We start from the raw sequence: 16,026 nt of genomic DNA on the forward strand, positions 1-16,026 counted from the left end.
GTCCATTGTAGGATCAGGCTCGGCTATAGCCAAGCGACAGGACGACTCGGGAAGGGCACCCAATGTCCGAGAAGCAAGAAGAATTTGTGACGGACCCCAACGCGGAGGCGGGCGGTTGTCCGGTCGCGCACGGGCGAGCCGCGCACCCGACGCAGGGCGGCGGGAACCGGCAGTGGTGGCCCGAGAGCCTCAATCTGAAGATCCTTGCGAAGAACCCGGCCGTGGCGAACCCGCTGGGTGAGGAGTTCGACTACGCCGAGGCGTTCAACTCCCTGGACCTCCCGTCGGTGAAGCGCGACATCGCCGAGGTCCTGACCACTTCGAAGGACTGGTGGCCGGCCGACTTCGGCCACTACGGCCCGCTGATGATCCGGATGGCCTGGCACTCCGCCGGTACGTACCGCATCAGCGACGGCCGCGGTGGTGCGGGCGCGGGCCAGCAGCGCTTCGCCCCGCTCAACAGCTGGCCGGACAACGGCAACCTGGACAAGGCCCGCCGGCTGCTGTGGCCCGTGAAGAAGAAGTACGGCCAGAACATCTCCTGGGCCGACCTTCTGATCCTCACCGGCAACGTCGCCCTGGAGACCATGGGCTTCGAGACCTTCGGCTTCGCCGGTGGCCGCGAGGACGTGTGGGAGCCGGACGAGGACGTCTACTGGGGCCCCGAGCAGATCTGGCTCGACGACAAGCGCTACACGGGCGACCGTGACCTCGAGGACCCGCTGGGCGCCGTCCAGATGGGCCTCATCTACGTCAACCCCGAGGGCCCCAACGGGAACCCGGACCCGATCGCCGCGGCCCGCGACATCCGTGAGACGTTCCGCCGCATGGCGATGAACGACGAGGAGACCGTCGCCCTCATCGCCGGTGGCCACACCTTCGGCAAGACGCACGGCGCGGGCGACGCGGACCTGGTCGGTGCCGAGCCCGAGGGCGCGCCCATGGCGCAGATGGGCCTCGGCTGGAAGTCGGGCCACGGCTCGGGCAAGGGCCGCGACGCCATCACCTCCGGCCTCGAGGTGACCTGGACCGAGACGCCCACCCAGTGGAGCAACTACTTCTTCAAGAACCTCTTCGAGTACGAGTACGAGCTCACGCAGTCCCCGGCCGGCGCCAACCAGTGGGTGGCGAAGAACGCCGAGGCGATCATCCCGGACCCCGAGGACGCCTCGCAGAAGCGTCTGCCGACGATGCTCACCACGGACCTCTCGCTGAAGTTCGACCCGGTCTACGAGCCGATCTCGCGGCGCTTCTACGAGAACCCCGAGGAATTCGCCGACGCGTTCGCCCGCGCCTGGTACAAGCTGACGCACCGTGACCTGGGTCCGGTCGTCCGCTACCTCGGCCCGGAGGTCCCCTCCGAGGAGCTGCTCTGGCAGGACCCGCTGCCGGCGCGCGAGGGTGAGCTCATCGACGCCTCCGACGTCGCGGCGCTCAAGCAGCAGATCCTCGCCTCGGACCTCACGGTCCCGCAGCTGGTGTCCGCCGCCTGGGCCTCGGCCTCCTCCTTCCGCGGTGGCGACAAGCGCGGCGGTGCCAACGGCGCCCGGATCCGCCTCGAGCCGCAGCGCGGCTGGGAGGTCAACAACCCGGAGAGCCTCGCGCAGGTGCTCCGCGTCCTGGAGGGCGTCCAGGAGTCCTTCAACGCCAAGGGTGGCAAGAAGGTCTCCCTGGCCGACCTGATCGTGCTCGCGGGCTCCGCGGCCGTCGAGCAGGCCGCCAAGGACGGCGGCGTCGAGGTCGAGGTGCCGTTCACGGCCGGCCGTGTCGACGCCTCGCAGGAGCAGACGGACGTCGAGTCCTTCTCGGCCCTTGAGCCGAAGGCCGACGGCTTCCGCAACTACGTGGGCAAGGGCAACCGACTCCCGGCGGAGTTCCTGCTCACCGACAAGGCGAACCTGCTGACCCTCAGCGCCCCCGAGATGACCGTCCTCGTCGGCGGTCTGCGCACCATCGGGATCAACGCGGGCGGGTCGAAGCACGGCGTCCTGACCAACCGTCCGGGCACGCTGAGCAACGACTTCTTCGTCAACATCACGGACATCGACACCCAGTGGGAGTCGACGACCGAGGCGCAGGACGAGTTCGTGGGCCGCGACGCCTCGGGGCAGGTCAAGTGGACCGGCACCCGAGCCGACCTGGTCTTCGGCGCCAACTCCGAGCTGCGTGCGCTCGCCGAGGTGTACGCGAGCGACGACGCCAAGGAGAAGTTCGTGAAGGACTTCGTCGCGGCGTGGACCAAGGTCATGGACCTCGACCGGTTCGACGCGCGCTGATCGCGGACTGTTGAGCAGAGAGGGCCGGTTCCCTTCGGGGAGCCGGCCCTCTCTGTCGTGGGTCTACGCAGGGAGCGGAGCGGGCTGTCGCCGGGCCGGGGCCCAGCGGCGGATGATGTCGCGGACCGAGACGATGCCGACCGGCTCCTGTCCGTCGAGCACGATGAGGTGACGGAAGCCGCCGTGCGCCATGGCGGCGGCGGCCTCCTCGACGGTCCACGAGGGGGCGGCGAAGACGACGTCCGTGGTGGTGTGGGCGCCGGCGGTCTCCAGGTCCGGATTCTGGTTCTGGCCCAGGGCGTTGAGGATGTCGCGCTCGGTCAGGATCCCGACGCCGCAGCCGTCCGGATCGAGGACGACGGCGGCGCCGATGCGGCGCGCGGACATCAGCCGGGCCGCTTGGCGCAGGGTGTGGTCGGGGCCGATGGTGAGGACCATCGTGCTCATGGCGTCACGGACGAGCATGGATGGAGCCACCTTCCTGTGTGAGGCACTTGTGGCACCGGGCCCGTGTGGAACGAGAAACGGTTCACAAGTTCACAAGTGGGGGGACTCTCAGAGTTGCAGGTAAAGGGAATGTCAACAAGGGGGCGCGAGAGGTGAGTTCAGCCGCGCGGGTGGCTCAACCCGAGGTGCGCGAGTGGCTCACCACGCCCTGCGCCGGTCGATCACACCGAAGCGCGCAGGTAGCTCAGCAACTGGTCGTGGAGCAGGCCGTTCGAAGCCGCCGCGTTGCCGCTGTGCGGGCCGGGGCGTCCGTCGAGCCCGGTGTAGCTGCCGCCCGCCTCGGACACGACGATCGACGGCGCCGCCATGTCCCACAGGGAGAGCTCCGGTTCGGCGCACAGGTCGATCGCCCCCTCGGCGACCATCATGTACGGCCAGAAGTCCCCGTAGCCGCGCGTGCGCCACACGGCCCGCGACAGGTCGAGGAACCCGTCGAGCCTGCCCTGCTCCTCCCAGCCGGTCAGCGAGGAGTACGCGAACGAGGCGTCCTCCAGGCGGCTCACCTTGGAGGCGTGGATGCGCGACGCGGAGGTCAGACTGCGGCCCGTGTACGCGCCCGCTCCCTTCGCCGCCCACCAACGACGCTGCAGCGCCGGGGCGGAGACGACGCCGACGACCGGCTGGTAGCCGCCCTCGCCCGCCTCCATCAGGGAGATCAGCGTGGCCCAGACCGGGACGCCGCGCACATAGTTCTTGGTCCCGTCGATCGGGTCGATGACCCAGCGGCGCGGGCCCGTGCCCTGCATCCCGTATTCCTCGCCCAAGATCGCGTCGCGCGGCCGCGCCCGTTGGAGGTTGCCGCGGATCAACTCCTCGGCGGCCTTGTCCGCCTCGCTCACCGGAGTCATGTCCGGCTTGGTCTCCACCTTCAGGTCGAGAGCCTTGAACCGGTCCATCGTCGCGGCATCGGCGACGTCCGCGAGGACGTGGGCGAGCCGCAGATCATCTTGGTAGTCGGGCATGAGTGCACAGTATCGATCGTGGTACGCCGACTGCTACAGGGACCGATCCGACGAGGGGCCCGGTGTGCCCGACGAGGGGCCTTGACACCGCGTACGAGCGCGTCAACTGTGGCCACACAGGCCTTACGAAACCCGGCGAACCGGGGAGGCGACGATGCCTGCAGCGCGGGAATCCCTTCTGGAAGCGGCTTACACGGCGCTCGCGCGGCGACCGTGGGGCGGTGTGCGGATGGTCGACGTGGCGGCGGTCGCCGGGGTCTCCCGGCAGACCCTCTACAACGAGTTCGGCAGCAAGGAGGGCCTTGCTCGCGCCCTCGTGCGCCGGGAGGCCGACGCCTATCTCGCGGGCGTGGACCGGGCGTTGAAGGAGGGCGGGCTCGACGGCGTGGCCGAGTGGACCGTCGCCAGCGCGCGGCGCAATCCGCTCGTGCGGGCCGCGCTCACCGGGTGCTGGAGCGAGCGCCTGCCCTCGCCGACGCTGTCCGCCGTACCGTCCTCCTCGTCCGTGCCGGCCCAGCGCAGAGCGGACGGGCCGCTGCCGGGGCCCGGCGACTTCGTGGTCGCGGTGCGGGATCGGAGCGTGGCCGCGCTCGGGGTGCCGGGCGTCGCGAAGAGCGAGGCGGAGGCGCTGGCGCGGGACTGCGAGGTGGCGGTGCGGCTCGCGCTGTCGTGCGTGTTGGCTCCGCCGGGGGTGGACGGGGGTGCGGGGCGGCTCGTCCGGGAGGTGCTGGGCCGCTCGCGCGGCGCGAGCTGACCCGTGGCCGGGGCCGTCGTATCTGTTGCGCGGCACCGGGCGCCGCCTTGCCCACCCTGCCGCCCTTGGCGGCAGATTGCCCAAGGCGGCCGGGCGGCAGATTGCCCAGGGCGGCCGAGCGGCGGATTGCCCAAGGCGGCCGGGCGGCGGATTGCCCAGGGCGGCCGAGCGGCGGATTGCCCAAGGCGGCCGGGGCGGCAGATTGCCCAAGGCGGGGCGGTCCCGAGGCGGTCGCAGGAGCTAGTGCGCCGAGCCCGAGAGTTGGAGGCCGATCACGCCCGCGATCACCAGGCTGATCGAGACGAGCTTCAGGACCGAGACCACGTCGCCGAGGAAGACCATGCCGTAGATCGCCGTGCCGGCCGCGCCGATGCCCGTCCACACCGCGTAGGCGGGCCCCACGTCGAGCTTCTTCAGGGAGAGTGTGAGGAGTCCGAAGCTGCCGAGGGCGAACGCGGCGAACGCGACCGTCGGCCACAGTCGCGTGAAGCCGTGGGAGAGCTTCAGGCAGACGGCGAATCCGGTCTCCAGGATCCCCGCGACGACGACCAGCAGCCACGCCATGTCCTTGTGCCTCCCGCGTTCCACTGATCTCTGAATGTCTGCGATCTTGCGTCCGGCTTGGTGCGATTATGCCCTTACCTGTGTGGCGCGGCAGCAAACAAGTGCGAGTCAGTCGCCCTCCCGGCGCTCCCGCGTCGCGAGGAGACGGCGCAGCGAGTACAGCCGGGCCGGATCCGCGTGCCCCTCCTCCACGTAGGCGTCCAGGGCGCAGTCGGGCTCGTCGTGGCTGCACGCGCGCGGGCAGTTCTCCGTGCCCGGCACCAGGTCCGGGAAGGCGTTGATGACGCGCGACGGGTCCACGTGGTGCAGTCCGAACGACCGCACGCCGGGCGTGTCGATCACCCAGCCGGCGTCCCCCGACAACGGCAGCGCGAGCGCCGACGTCGTCGTGTGCCTGCCGCGGCCCGTGACCGCGTTGACGTGCCCCGTCGTACGCCGCTGATCGTCCGGCACCAGCGCGTTGACCAGCGTCGTCTTTCCGACGCCCGAGTGGCCGACGAACGCCGTGATCTTCCCGTCGAGCTGCTCGCGCACCCGCTCCACGGCCGTGCCGTCCTCCAGCTCCGTACGGCTCGTGACGACGTACGGGATGTCGAGCGCCCCGTACAGCTCCAGCATCTTGTCCGGCGGGGCCAGGTCCGACTTCGTCAGGACGAGGAGCGGGGTGAGGCCGCCGTCGAACGCCGCCACCAGACAGCGGTCGATCATGCGCGGGCGCGGCTCCGGGTCGGCGAGCGCCGTGACGATGGCGAGCTGGTCGGCATTGGCGACGACCACCCGCTCGTACGGGTCGTCGTCGTCCGCCGTGCGGCGCAGCAGGGAGCTGCGGCCCTCGATGCGGACGATGCGCGCGAGGGTGTCCTTCTTGCCGGACAGATCGCCGACGACGGAGACCCGGTCGCCCACGACCGCCGCCTTGCGGCCCAGCTCGCGGGCCTTCATCGCGGTCACGGGGACGTCGTCGATGAGGACGGTGAGGCGGCCGCGGTCGACCGTCAGGACCATGCCCTCGGCCGCGTCCTCGTGCTTGGGACGGATATTGCTCCGCGGCCGGTTGCCCTTGCGGTTCGGGCGCTGGCGGATGTCGTCCTCGTCGGTGTGCTTGCCGTAGCGGCGCATCGCGGTGTGCCCCTACGCCCGGTCGGTCCCGAGCATCGCGGCCCACATGTCGGGGAAGTCCGGCAGCGTCTTCGCGGTGGTCGCCACGTTCTCGATCTGTACGTCCTTGACCGCGAGGCCGATGATCGCGCCCGCGGTGGCCATGCGGTGGTCGTCGTACGTGTGGAAGATCCCGCCGTGCAGCCTGCGCGGGCGGATGTGCAGACCGTCGGCGGTCTCCGTCACGTCACCGCCCAGCTCGTTGATCTCCTTGGTGAGGGCGGCGAGCCGGTCCGTCTCGTGCAGGCGCAGATGGGCGACGCCGCGCAGGGTGGACGGGGAGTCGGCCAGGGCCGCCACCGCGGCGATGCCGGGGGTCAGCTCGCCGACCTCGCTCAGGTCGACGTCGATGCCGTGGATCGACCCCGACCCGGTGAACTCGAGCCCGCGCTCGGTCAGCTCACAGCCGCCGCCCATCTGCGTGAAGATGTCGCGCAGCGCGTCGCCGGGCTGCGTGGTGTGCTCCGGCCAGTCGGGGATCGTCACCTTGCCGCCGGTGACCAGGGCCGCGGCCAGGAACGGCTGGGCGTTCGAGAGGTCCGGCTCGATGGTGATGTCCCGGCCGAGCAGGGCGCCGGGCGTGACCCGCCACACGTTCGGCTCGCCGCCCGACTCCGGGGTGTCGACCTGGGCGCCGACCGCGCGCAGCATGTCGACCGTCATGCGGATGTGCGGCATGGAGGGGAGCGCCGAGCCCGTGTGCCGGACCTCGACCCCCTGGTTGAAGCGCGGGCCCGACAGCAGCAGGGCGCTCACGAACTGGGAGGACGACGAAGCGTCGATCTCCACCGGGCCGCCCTCCAGGGCGCCCCCTCCGTGCACCGTGAGCGGGAGCGCGCCGCGCCCCTCGTCGTCGATGCGTGCGCCGAGCGCGCGCAGCGCGTCGATCACGCCGTGCAGCGGACGCTCGTACGACCGCGGGTCGCCGTCGAACCGGATCTCCCCGTCGGCGAGCGAGGCGACCGGCGGCAGGAAGCGCATCACGGTGCCCGCGTTGCCGACGTCGACCGTGGCGGGCCCCTGAAGGCCGGACGGGATGACGCGCCACGCCTCACCGGACCCGTCGGGCCCGCCCGCGACGGAGGAGCTCGAGGACACCGTCTCCTCGATGCCCACGCCCATCTCACGCAGCGCGCCCGCCATCAGGAGCGTGTCGCGGGAGCGCAGCGGGCGGCGCAGCCAGCCCGGCTCCGCGGCGAGCGCGGCGAGCACGAGCGCCCGGTTGGTGACGGATTTGGATCCCGGCACCTGAACAGTCGCGTCGACGGCTCCGCTCGCGAGAGGGGCGGGCCAGAGGGCGGTGTGGGCCGGGTTCGAGGTCATGCCCCAACTCTAAGCGGCCTCGGGGAAGACCTGGCACGTCCCCGAGGCCGCTTGGCCCCCGGGAAGGCACCTGCTCACAGCCCCAGCAGCCAGCGGCCACCGCCGAGCAGTGAGCACAGGGAGACGGCGTGGAAGAAAAACAGCCACATTCCCGCGGGGACGTGCGTGAGGCGCGAGAGCTGGTCGGCGTCCGAGTCGCCCGCGCCTCCCCTGTGGCGCTTGCGCTGCAGCTCGAAGGCGGGGCGTACGCCGCCGATGAGCAGGAACCAGACGACCGTGTACGCGAAGGCGGCCTGGACCTGCGGCCCCGCGAGCCAGGAGACGAGGACGAAGGCGCCGCCGGTGACCACCACGGTCAGCGCTCCGTACGCGTTCCGGATCATCACCAGCATCACCACGAGCAGCGCCGTGGCCAGCCACAGCAGCAGCGTGATGTGCCCATCGGAGAGCAGGGCCGCGCCGCCGAGGCCGAGCAGCGGCGGGGCCGTGTACCCGGCGGCCGCGGTCAGGACCATGCCGAGCCCGGTCGGCTTGCCCCGGCTGACGGTCAGACCGCTGGTGTCGGAGTGCAGCCGGATGCCGTCCAGCTTGCGGCCCATGAGGAGCGCGATCAGGCCGTGGCCGCCTTCGTGGGCGATCGTGATGGCGTTCCGGGTCAGCCGCCAGACGGCGTGCGGGACGATCGCGGCGAGCGCGACGACGGCCGTGGCGATCGTCACCCACTGGTCGGGGTCGGACTGGGTTCCGAAGATCCGGTCCCAGAGGCTGGAGTCCATGGGTGGAGGCTGCTCCCGTTCGGGTTCGGCGGCGGGTCGGCATCTGGCACTGTGGCACGTATGTGCGGACGTTATGCATCGAGTCGCAGGCCCGAGGATCTCGCAGGAATCTTTGAGATCGAGAAGTGGGAGCCGGAGGAGGCCTATGAGGCCGACTTCAATGTGGCTCCCACCAAGGAGGTCTACGCGGTTCTCGACCGCCCTGTGAGGGACGCCGGGACCGCGTCTCAAGGTTCCTCCGTCACGGGCGGTCCGGTTCGCCAGTTGCGCAAGCTCAAGTGGGGGCTCGTGCCGTCGTGGTCCAAGACGCCGGAGGGCGGCGCCCGCATGATCAACGCGCGGGCGGAGACGGTCCACGAGAAGCCCTCGTACCGCCGTGCCTTCACCACGCGGCGCTGCATCCTGCCCGCGGACGGCTATTACGAATGGGTGACCGCGGCGGCCGAGCGCGACCTGGAGGTCGAGGGCAAGAAGAAGCGGCCCCGCAAGCAGCCGTACTTCGTGACGCCCGCGGACGGCTCGGTCTTCGCGATGGCCGGGCTCTACGAGTTCTGGCACGACCGGACGCTCCCGGATGAGCACCCGCTCGCCTGGTGGGTGACGTGCACCGTGATCACTACGGAGGCGGAGACCGCGCCGCTCGGGGTCGCGCCGGAGGAGGGGCCGCGGTCGCTTGCCGATATTCATCCTCGGATGCCGTTGATGCTGACGCCCGACCGGTGGGACGAGTGGCTGGACCCGGCGCGTACGGACGTCGACGATCTGCGCTCGCTTCTTGCCCCTCCTCCGGAGGGGCTGATGCGGGCGTATCCCGTGTCCACGGCGGTGAGCAATGTGCGGAACAACGGGCCGTTGCTGGTGGAGGAGCTGGAGGGGCCGGAGGAGGGCACGCTCTTCTGAGGTGTGCGGTGGGCCGGGGGTGACGTCTCGGGGCTCTGCCCCGGACCCCGCTGCTCAATCGCCGCAGGGGCTTGATGTGGCCCAGCGGCCTGATGTGCCGCAGCGGTTTGATCCTCGGTGCACCATGGCCATGTGACCCGTAGTGAAATCGTCTCCACCGAAATCGGTGACGCCCGCGTTACCTGGTACGTCGCCAAGAATCCGAAGCTGGTCCTGGCCGCGAGTCATGGGGCAGGGGGCGGGATCGAGGCGCGGGATCTGCAGGCCCTCGCCGCGACGCTGCCCGCCCATGGCGTGAGCGTCGCCCTCGTCGAGCAGCCCTGGCGCGTCGCGGGGAAGAAGCTCGCGCCTGCCCCGAAGACGCTCGACAAGGCGTGGCGGGGCCTGTGGCCCGCGCTGGAGAAGCCCGGGCTCCCAGTGGCCGCCGCAGGGCGGAGCGCGGGAGCCCGCGTCGCCTGCCGCACCGCGGGGGAGCTCGGCGCCGCCGCCGTCCTCGCGCTCAGCTTCCCGCTGCACCCGCCGGGCAAGCCGGAGAAGTCCCGTGCCGACGAACTCCTCGGCGCGGGCGTGCCCACCCTCGTCGTACAGGGTGGCAACGACCCCTTCGGGAAGCCCGCCGAGTTCCCGGAGCAGGGCACGTACGAACTCACCGAAGTCCCCTACGGGGACCATGGCTTCGCCGTTCCGAAGCGCGCGGACATCACCCAGGACGAGGCCCTCGCCGTCATCACCGACGCGGTCACGAAGTGGACCCGGTCACTCGTCTAGGGCCCTTCTGACGGATCTTGCTGGAGTCGCGGAGCCGAATGACGCGGCCTCCCGGGCCCAGCCTGATCCGTCAGAAGGACCCTAGCGGCCGGGAATGTTGAGAGCGGGACCACTGTTGTGCGGACTGTCGGTGCACAGAGTTCGTACGAGAGGAAGTCCGCCGCATGGGTTCAGTCGCTTGCCCCAGCCGTGCCACCGCTCCTGACCTGGAGTGGAGCGTGCTGAGCGCGGCCAAGACCGCTCCTGTTCGGGCGGCGGGCGGACCGGATCGTCGTCTATCCTCCGATTCGAGCGGGGTCTCGTTCGTCCCCGCGACGTCGCTTGAGGAGGTGGGTCCGGTCACAGGGACCGACGCAGGGACCGAGCACGGCCAGGCGGACGAGCGCCCGGAGCCGGCGGAGACGACCGCCGAGCGCAATGCCCGTTTCGAGCGGGACGCGCTGGAATTTCTCGACCAGATGTATTCGGCTGCCCTGCGCATGACGCGCAACCCGGCCGACGCCGAGGACCTGGTGCAGGAGACGTACGCGAAGGCGTACGCCTCGTTCCACCAGTTCCGGGAGGGCACGAACCTCAAGGCGTGGCTGTACCGGATCCTGACGAACACTTTCATCAACTCGTACCGCAAGAAGCAGCGCGAGCCCCAGCGCAGCGCCGCCGAGGAGATCGAGGACTGGCAGCTGGCCCGCGCCGAGTCGCACATGTCGACCGGTCTGCGCTCCGCCGAGTCGCAGGCGCTCGATCACCTGCCCGACTCGGACGTGAAGCGGGCCCTGCAGGCGATCCCCGAGGAATTCCGCATCGCGGTCTATCTCGCGGACGTAGAGGGCTTTGCGTACAAGGAGATCGCGGACATCATGGGGACACCCATCGGGACCGTGATGTCCCGGCTCCACCGGGGCCGTCGTCAGCTGCGCGGAATGCTGGAGGACTACGCCCGTGACCGCGGGCTCGTCCCCGCCGGCGCCGGAGAGTCGAACGAAGCGAAAGGCTCGGGCTCATGAGCTGCGGAGAGCCGCACGAGACGGACTGCAGTGAAGTTCTCGATCATCTCTATGAGTTCCTTGATCATGAGATGCCGGACTCCGACTGCACCAAGTTCGAGGTGCACTTCGAGGAGTGCTCCCCGTGCCTGGAGAAGTACGGCCTGGAGCAGGCCGTGAAGAAGCTGGTGAAGCGGTGCTGCGGTCATGACGACGTGCCCACCGATCTGCGGGCCAAGGTCATGGGGCGGATCGAAGTGATCCGCTCGGGCCAGGCCGGCCCCGAAGAGGGCATGGGCAACCCGCTCGCCTGAGCCGAGCCGCTTGTTCACCCGATCGTGCGAATCCGGGGCCCGAGGCCCCGGCAATCCGCGCGATGCCGCGCGAGCGCCCTTCGGTGCGTCCTATCCTCCCTGAACTGAACGCCTTGGGGAGGGAGTTGGGGCATGCGGTCGGTTCCGCCTGTGGCCCGTGCGTATGTGCTCCTGACCGCCGGTGTCGCCGTCGTCTGCGCCGCCCCCGCGTTCTCCGCCGGCACATCGTGGCCCGGCGTCGCGCTGCTCGCGTTCCTCTACGCGGGGTGTGAGCAGCTCGGCCGTTGCCGGCTGGTCGGGCGGCGCGCGCCCAAGGGCATGGGCACCTTCTTTCCCGTACTGCTCGCGGGGGCGTTTCTGCTGCCGCCGGCCGCCGCCGCGCTCGTCGCCCTGCCCGGCGCCCTGCTCGCCTCCGTCGAGCGGCGGCCCGCGTGGCTGCGCAAGGTGTGGCGCGCGGCCCAACTCGCCCTCTCCACCTGGGCCGCGGCGCGGGTCTTCGGCGCGTTCGGCGGGCCCGAGGCGGTCGCCGATCCCCGGTTCCCGTACGCGCTCGTGCCCGGCGGCGCCGCCGTCCTCGCGTTCTGCGTCGCGCTCACCGTGCTCGACGGGGGCGTGCTCGCCACCGCGGAGCGGGTTCCGCTGCGCAGCGCCTGGCGCGGGCTCTTCCTGCGGATGCTCGCGCCGGTGGCCGCGCACGGGCTCGCCGGGCTCGTGATGGCGACGATGTGGACGAGTTCGTACGGTCCGCTCGCCGCGCTGCTCGTGCTCCTGCCGATGTACATCTCCTGCTGGGTGTTCGCCCAGTACCAGCGCGAGTGGTCGGCCCATCAGGCCACGATCCGGGCGCTCGTGCAGGCCGTCGACATCAAGGACGGGTACACGCGCGGGCACAGTGAGCGGGTCGGACAGGCGTCGATGATGATCGCGCGCGAACTCGGAATGGCGGGGGAGCGGGTGGAGGGGCTGCGGTTCGCCGGGATCCTGCACGACGTGGGCAAACTCGGCGTTCCCACACGGTTGTTGCGGAAGGACGGGCCACTGACACCCGAGGAGCGCGAGGTCATCCAGCTGCATCCCGAGTACGGGCACGAGATGGTGCGGGGCATCGCGTTCCTGGGCGAGGCGCGGGCGGCGATCCTGCACCACCACGAGCGGCTCGACGGGAGCGGGTACCCGTACGGGCTCGCGGGAGCGCAGATTCCGGAGTTCGCGCGCGTGGTGGCGGTGGCGGACGCGTTCGACGCGATGACCTCCACGCGTACGTATTCGCGGGCGCGGCCCGTCGCGGTGGCGCTGGCGGAGTTGGAGCGGTGTGCCGGGTCGCAGTTCGATCCGGTGATGGTGGAGGCGCTGGTGCGGGTGCTCGGGCGGGACGGGTGGCATCCCGTGGTCACGGCGGACGAGGCGGTGGTGCCCCCGGCCCGCACGGAAGGCGTCGCCGCGCCGGGGGCGGCCTCCCTGTGACGGGGGCAGAGCCGGGGCTCCGCGCCGAAACGGGCGGCCTGCCCAGGACGGGGCGGCTGCCCGGGTTGTTGGTGTTGGTGTTCGGGGTCGCCGTGGTGGTTGCCGCCGTGGCGCTCGGGGACACCGTCTGGCACGGGGTCGTCGAGCGGGGGAACGCGCTGGCGTTCGGGGTGCTCGTCGCCGTGGGGGAGCTGGCCCGGTGGGGCGGCGCCGAGGACCGGGAGGCCGCGCCGCTCGGGGCCGCGGGGGCGCTCGCGTACGCGTTGCTCGGGGAGGTCGCGGGGCGGCCCACGCACCATGGCGCGCTACAGGTCGTCGCGATCGTCGTCGCGGGCACGCTCGTCGGCTGCATACCGCATGTGGCGCGCGGAAAGGGTGCCTCGCTCGACCACGTGACGCGGCGCGTGCTCACCGTCGCCTTCGCCGCCGTCTGCTTCCAACCGCTCTACAACGAAGGCGTGTTGACGGAGTGGCCCGGGGACGGGGCGTACTACGCGCTGTTGCTCGTCGGGCTGCTTGTGCTGACCGCGCTGTGCGACGCCGTACTCGCCGCCGCCATGGCGCACGCCAGGACCCGCTGGCCGTTCGGCCCGCTGCTGCGCGACGAGCTGCGGGCGATGCTCGGGATCGGGTCGGCCGTGTGTGCGACGGGGGCCGTCATGGCGCTCGCCGTCGCCGTCGCCGGGCTGTGGGCGCTGCCGCTGATCAGCCTGCCGCTGCTCCTCACCCAGCTGGCGTTCCGGCGGTACTCCGTGGTCAAGGCCACGTACCGGCAGACGATCACCTCACTGGCCCGCGCCACCGAGATCGCCGGCTACACCCCGCACGGGCACGCCCGCCGGGTGGCCGCGCTCAGCCGGGCCGTCGGCCGCGACCTGGGGCTCTCCCAGCCCGACCTGTCGGTCCTCGAGTACGCGGCGCTGATGCACGACATCGGGCAGCTCTCGCTCGTCGACCCGGTGGCCGAGGGCGCCACCGCCGCGCTGCCGCCCGCCCAGCAGCGCCGGATAGCGCTGCTCGGCGGCGCCGTCGTCCGCCAGACCGGGGTGGACACCCAGGTGGCCGTGGTGGTCGAGCGGCAGGCCGATCCGTACCGCGAGCAGCCGCTCACCGCCCGGATTGTGCGCACAGCGAACGCGTACGACGAGATGGCGAGGGAACAGGGACCTCAGGGGCCGCTCAGGGCCCTGGAAAGCCTCCGTCTGGCCACGGGGCGCGACTACCAGCCGGAGGTCGTGGAAGCGCTGGCCAGGGTGGTCGCGAGCCCCGGTCTGAGCCTAGGGTCGGTTGGGTAACCCATGGGTAATGAGCGGTCGTCCGACCGTACGTGGTTGGATGCGAAGCAACCCAGAAAACGCAGACATGCAAGGACACGCGGAACACGCAGAAGCTCAGAGTCCGGGGGCCCAGGCCCCGAGTATCGGCAGGCGGGAATCGTGAGGATCTTCGGCAAGGGACGGCACCGGCCCTCCGCCTCCTGGCGGCAGGCCACGGATCGCGCGTTCACGCTGATCGGCGACGGCCGGTACGAGGACGCGGGAGCACTGCTCACGCGCGCCGCCGACCTGGAGCCCTGGCTGTCGGAGTCCTGGTTCAACCTCGCGCTGCTGCACAAGTTCCGGCACGACTGGGAGCAGGCCCGCTCCACCGGCCTGCGGGCAGTCGCCCTGCTCGAGAAGGAGGGCGGGGCACCGGACTGGTGGAACGTGGGCATCGCCGCCACCGCCCTGCAGGACTGGCCGCTCGCGCGCAGGGCCTGGCAGGCGTACGGGCTGAAGGTGCCGGGCGGCGTCGCCGCGGCCGGGGAGCCGACCGGGATGGACCTCGGGAGCGCCGCCGTGCGGCTCTCGCCCGAGGGCGAGGCGGAGGTCGTGTGGGGGCGCAGGCTCGACCCCGCGCGCATCGAGCTGCTCTCCATCCCGCTGCCGTCGTCCGGGCGGCGCTGGGGCGAGGTCGTGCTGCACGACGGCGTCCCGCACGGGGAGCGGACCACGGCGTCCGGGAACTCGTACCCGGTCTTCGACGAGATCGAGCTGTGGGCGCCCTCGCCGGTCCCCACCTGGGTGGTGCTGCTGGAAGCCGCCACCGAGGACGACCGGGACGCGCTGGAGCGGCTGGCCGCCGACGCGGGCTACGCCGCCGAGGACTGGTCGTCCTCCGTACGGCTGCTCTGCCGGACGTGCTCGGAGTCGCGGATGCCGTCCGACGAGGGGGACGGCACGCATCTCGACCCGCACGACCACAGCGAGCCGGGGCATCCGGGGCCGCTGGGACACCGGACCGACGGGCAGTTGTGGGTGCCGGAGCGGGAGTGCGGGGTGGCCGCGCCGGCCTCGCTGGTGCGGGGGCTGCTCGACGGGTGGGTCGCGGATTCGCCGGACTCGCGTGACTGGCGGGACCTCGAAGAGGTGTGCTGAGTCGCGCAGCGAGGTGTGCTGAGCCGCGCGGCTGGGCCCCCGTACCCTGTTAACCAGCATTCTCACCCCGTTTCCCAGGAAGGCTCGCGTCCGTCATGGCTCAGCAGGACACCGATCAGCAGCACACCGATGGGGTCCTCCCCGTGGACGACGAGGGCTTCGTCATCGACACCGAGGACTGCGAGGCGCGGGAGGCGGCGTACCGGGAGCGCGGTACGTCGCGGCCGATCACCGTCGTCGGGAACCCGGTGCTGCACAAGGAGTGCAAGGACGTCACCGAGTTCGACGACGAGCTGGCGAAGCTCGTCGACGACATGTTCGCGAGCCAGCACACCGCCGAGGGCGTGGGCCTCGCCGCCAACCAGGTCGGTGTGGACCTGAAGGTCTTCGTGTACGACTGCCCGGACGACGACGGCGTGCGGCACACCGGCGTCGTCTGCAACCCGGTCCTGCGCGAGCTGCCCGCCGAGCAGCGGCGCCTCGACGACTCCAACGAGGGCTGCCTGTCCGTGCCGACGGCGTACGCCGAACTCGCGCGCCCCGACTACGCGGTGGTCGACGGCCGGGACGAGAAGGGCAACCCGATCACGGTGCGTGGCACCGGCTACTTCGCGCGCTGCCTGCAGCACGAGACGGACCACCTGTACGGATACCTGTACATCGACCGGCTGTCGAAGCGGGAGCGCAAGGACGCGTTGAAGCAGATGGAGGAGGGGACGCCGCGTTACCCGGTGGTCTCCAACGGCTGAGCAACCATCGTTCCCCATAGGGGAAGTTGAGGCGTCATGCGGCGCCCGGTGCGGAAGTGACCTCCGGCCGGGCGCCGTTCGCGTGTGCGGGCAGGGGCACCGAGCCCGGCC

Annotated in this window: 16 protein-coding genes; 10 read left to right on the forward strand and 6 right to left on the reverse strand. The window is 71.2% G+C overall.

Annotated elements, in window-relative coordinates:
- Positions 1-62: 62 nt before the first annotated feature.
- On the forward strand, positions 63-2,276 hold the full coding sequence (gene katG / locus ACIRHA_RS26680; protein WP_403850686.1) for a catalase/peroxidase HPI: 2,214 nt from the start codon (positions 63-65) through the stop codon (positions 2,274-2,276).
- A gap of 63 nt (positions 2,277-2,339) precedes the next feature.
- On the opposite strand, the gene ACIRHA_RS26685 is transcribed toward katG, so the two are convergent.
- Together ACIRHA_RS26685 and hisN are read right to left on the reverse strand one after the other, a co-directional pair.
- Positions 2,340-2,741 (reverse strand): cyclic nucleotide-binding/CBS domain-containing protein, encoded by a 402-nt coding sequence (locus ACIRHA_RS26685; protein ID WP_403850689.1) that lies wholly within the window; start codon positions 2,739-2,741, stop codon positions 2,340-2,342.
- 203 nt (positions 2,742-2,944) lie between these two features.
- A complete protein-coding gene (gene hisN / locus ACIRHA_RS26690; RefSeq protein ID WP_403850692.1) occupies positions 2,945-3,745 on the reverse strand; it encodes a histidinol-phosphatase in 801 nt (266 codons plus the stop codon).
- A gap of 154 nt (positions 3,746-3,899) precedes the next feature.
- On the opposite strand from hisN, the gene ACIRHA_RS26695 reads away from it, so the two are divergent.
- Entirely contained in the window at positions 3,900-4,499 is a 600-nt protein-coding gene (locus ACIRHA_RS26695) for a TetR/AcrR family transcriptional regulator (protein WP_403850694.1), read from the forward strand.
- 240 nt (positions 4,500-4,739) lie between these two features.
- Here the strand turns inward: ACIRHA_RS26695 and ACIRHA_RS26700 are convergent, their stop codons facing one another.
- The 4 genes from ACIRHA_RS26700 to ACIRHA_RS26715 all read right to left on the reverse strand — a co-directional run bounded on the left by ACIRHA_RS26700 (position 4,740) and on the right by ACIRHA_RS26715 (position 8,320).
- The gene (locus ACIRHA_RS26700) at positions 4,740-5,063 is read right to left on the reverse strand and encodes a multidrug efflux SMR transporter (RefSeq protein WP_326013912.1); all 324 of its coding nucleotides are present in this window, start codon (positions 5,061-5,063) and stop codon (positions 4,740-4,742) included.
- Between the two features lie 108 nt (positions 5,064-5,171).
- Complete coding sequence (gene rsgA, locus ACIRHA_RS26705) at positions 5,172-6,182, reverse strand: ribosome small subunit-dependent GTPase A (RefSeq protein ID WP_403850697.1); 1,011 nt, start codon at positions 6,180-6,182, stop codon at positions 5,172-5,174.
- Between the two features lie 12 nt (positions 6,183-6,194).
- Positions 6,195-7,544, reverse strand: a complete 1,350-nt coding sequence (aroA, locus tag ACIRHA_RS26710; protein ID WP_403850699.1) for a 3-phosphoshikimate 1-carboxyvinyltransferase — start codon at positions 7,542-7,544, stop codon at positions 6,195-6,197.
- A gap of 74 nt (positions 7,545-7,618) precedes the next feature.
- Positions 7,619-8,320 (reverse strand): M50 family metallopeptidase, encoded by a 702-nt coding sequence (locus ACIRHA_RS26715; RefSeq protein ID WP_403850701.1) that lies wholly within the window; start codon positions 8,318-8,320, stop codon positions 7,619-7,621.
- A 60-nt stretch (positions 8,321-8,380) separates the two neighbouring features.
- On the opposite strand from ACIRHA_RS26715, the gene ACIRHA_RS26720 reads away from it, so the two are divergent.
- From ACIRHA_RS26720 to def, 8 genes are all read left to right on the forward strand, one after another.
- A complete protein-coding gene (locus tag ACIRHA_RS26720) occupies positions 8,381-9,220 on the forward strand; it encodes an SOS response-associated peptidase (protein ID WP_403850703.1) in 840 nt (279 codons plus the stop codon).
- A gap of 132 nt (positions 9,221-9,352) precedes the next feature.
- Positions 9,353-9,988: an alpha/beta family hydrolase gene (locus ACIRHA_RS26725; protein WP_403850705.1), complete on the forward strand. Its 636-nt coding sequence runs from the start codon at positions 9,353-9,355 to the stop codon at positions 9,986-9,988.
- A gap of 329 nt (positions 9,989-10,317) precedes the next feature.
- Positions 10,318-10,992: an RNA polymerase sigma factor SigR gene (gene sigR / locus ACIRHA_RS26730; protein ID WP_403850707.1), complete on the forward strand. Its 675-nt coding sequence runs from the start codon at positions 10,318-10,320 to the stop codon at positions 10,990-10,992.
- Positions 10,989-11,285, forward strand: coding sequence for a mycothiol system anti-sigma-R factor (gene rsrA / locus ACIRHA_RS26735; RefSeq protein WP_403850710.1), 297 nt, complete (start codon positions 10,989-10,991; stop codon positions 11,283-11,285). Before sigR ends, rsrA begins: the two co-directional genes overlap by 4 nt.
- 132 nt (positions 11,286-11,417) lie before the next feature.
- Complete coding sequence (locus ACIRHA_RS26740; RefSeq protein WP_403850713.1) at positions 11,418-12,749, forward strand: HD-GYP domain-containing protein; 1,332 nt, start codon at positions 11,418-11,420, stop codon at positions 12,747-12,749.
- A 65-nt stretch (positions 12,750-12,814) separates the two neighbouring features.
- Complete coding sequence (locus tag ACIRHA_RS26745; RefSeq protein WP_403851147.1) at positions 12,815-14,044, forward strand: HD-GYP domain-containing protein; 1,230 nt, start codon at positions 12,815-12,817, stop codon at positions 14,042-14,044.
- A gap of 141 nt (positions 14,045-14,185) precedes the next feature.
- Entirely contained in the window at positions 14,186-15,166 is a 981-nt protein-coding gene (locus ACIRHA_RS26750; RefSeq protein ID WP_403850716.1) for a tetratricopeptide repeat protein, read from the forward strand.
- 95 nt (positions 15,167-15,261) lie between these two features.
- Entirely contained in the window at positions 15,262-15,915 is a 654-nt protein-coding gene (gene def, locus ACIRHA_RS26755) for a peptide deformylase (RefSeq protein WP_403850719.1), read from the forward strand.
- Positions 15,916-16,026 lie beyond the last annotated feature (111 nt).

It is taken from the genome of Streptomyces sp. NPDC102360 (assembly GCF_044766085.1).
Lineage (GTDB): Bacteria > Actinomycetota > Actinomycetes > Streptomycetales > Streptomycetaceae > Streptomyces.